This window comes from Endozoicomonas sp. SESOKO4 (assembly GCF_024606275.1).
In genome coordinates, this window is record NZ_JAHHPS010000658.1 from 1 (window position 1) to 1,837 (window position 1,837).

The 1,837-nt window shown below is 49.1% G+C and carries 2 protein-coding genes and 1 pseudogene; 2 read left to right on the plus strand and 1 reads right to left on the minus strand.

The window, feature by feature from the left end:
- A pseudogene (locus tag KDK16_RS12815) lies at nucleotides 1–207 on the minus strand (alpha-amylase); the annotation flags it as partial.
- 158 nt (nucleotides 208–365) lie between these two features.
- Here KDK16_RS12815 and galU point away from each other — a divergent pair.
- Entirely contained in the window at nucleotides 366–1,196 is an 831-nt protein-coding gene (galU, locus tag KDK16_RS12820; protein WP_257252468.1) for a UTP--glucose-1-phosphate uridylyltransferase GalU, read from the plus strand.
- A gap of 4 nt (nucleotides 1,197–1,200) precedes the next feature.
- Nucleotides 1,201–1,837: mannosyl-3-phosphoglycerate phosphatase (locus tag KDK16_RS12825; RefSeq protein ID WP_257276423.1), on the plus strand; the 637-nt coding region annotated here is incomplete at its 3' end.

Sequence of the window (1,837 nt, forward strand, 5' to 3'; positions counted from 1 at the left end):
GTCATAGAGGGTGTCGCCATAGGTGATCAGAAAGATATCCTGTTCTGACCAGCCTGAGACTGTTTGGGGAGGATTTTCATGGAGATGATGCTGAACCCGACGGACAATTCTGGCGGCTATCTCGCCCGCTTCCTGTCCGTAAGGGAGAATCAAAAGCTGAGTCATGGCCTGATGAAAAGCATCGAAGGCTTTAGGATAACTTTGCACGATACATCTTCCCCTTTGGCAATGTTTTTTAGTGCTATGCCTTCTTTGCAGCAGGAGTCATGCCACTATGGGAGGTCGGCGGGTGGTTTTCTGAGTTGGCACGACTTCTGCTTCAAGTCTGACGAGATGGAAAACTTCTCAACAAGACGAGCAATAATATGATTAAAAAGTGTCTGTTTCCTGTAGCAGGGTATGGAACCCGCTTTCTACCTGCCACCAAGTCTATGCCCAAAGAGATGCTGCCTATTGTTGATAAACCCCTGATTCAATATGGCGTGGAAGAAGCCATGCTGGCAGGTCTGACTGACCTGGGGTTTGTGAATGGCAGAAACAAGCGAGCGATTCCTGATCATTTTGATATCAACTATGAGCTGGAAGCCGAAATAGCCGGCAGCGGCAAAGAAGAAAAACTTTCGACGATTCGCGAAGTGATGGCGGCCTGTACTTTTTCCTATACTCGTCAGAATCAGATGCAGGGTCTTGGACATGCCATTCTCTGCGGAAGAACCCTGATGGGTGACCAGCCTTTTGGTGTAGTGCTGGCCGACGACCTTTGTGTTAACGACGGTGGTCCATTAGTGATGTCGCAGCTGGTCAATCTCTACAAACAATTTCGTTGCACCATTGTGGCTGTTCAGGAAGTGCCCGAATCCGAAGTCGATAAGTATGGAGTGATTGCCGGTGAAGCCCTGAGTGATAACCTGATCCGTGTAACCGATATGGTGGAAAAACCAGACCCTTCAGAAGCACCCAGTAATCTGGCAGTGATTGGACGATATGTCCTGACGCCGGATATTTTCGACATCATTGAGCATACTGAACCCGGAATAAACGGTGAAGTGCAGTTGACTGACGCCATTCTGACTCAGGCCAGACAAGGCTGTGTCATCGCCTGTAAGTTTGAGGGTGAACGCTTTGATTGTGGCAGCGTCAGTGGTTTTGTCGAGGCCACCAATGCCATCTACCAAAAACGCCTGGACAGAGTTTAAGCCGATGTTCAACAGCAAAAAGGCGATGAAGAAGCTGGTGATATTTTCCGATCTGGATGGCACTCTGCTCGATCATGACAGCTACAGCTGGGCAGCGGCCAAACCTGCCCTGGATCGTTTGAAAGAGCAAAATATTCCGGTTGTTTTCAATACCAGCAAAACCCTCAGTGAGGTGTTGCCTCTGCAATTGGAAATGGCTCTGGATCATCCATTTATTACCGAAAATGGAATGATTACCACCATCCCGGCTAACTACTTTCAGTCGTCTGATACTGACAAGAATACCCATTACTTCCATGGACAGCCCTATAGGGCGATCCGCAGGGTGTTGAAACAGTTTCGCGAACACTATGGCTTTCGGTTCAGGGGCTTTGGTGACTGCAGTCATAGTGAAATTGCCGATCTCTCCGGGCTCAGTCTGGAGGAGGCTAAACTGGCTGCAGACCGAAAAGCCAGTGAACCTCTGATCTGGGAAGACAGTGCTCAGGCATTAGAGCTGTTTGAAAAGCAGCTTACCAAAGAGGGTCTGCACCTGACCCGGGGAGGGCGCTTCTATCATGTATCCGGCAAGGGAGATAAAGGTTCAGCGGCGAAGAAGCTTTTCAAACATTACCTGAAGAGTTTCCCTGACTGGCAGTGGT

Coding starts and splice junctions, on each gene's coding strand:
- galU (WP_257252468.1), top strand. CDS start 366: ATGATTAAAAAGTGTCTGTTTCCTGTAGCAGGGTATGGAACCCGCTTT.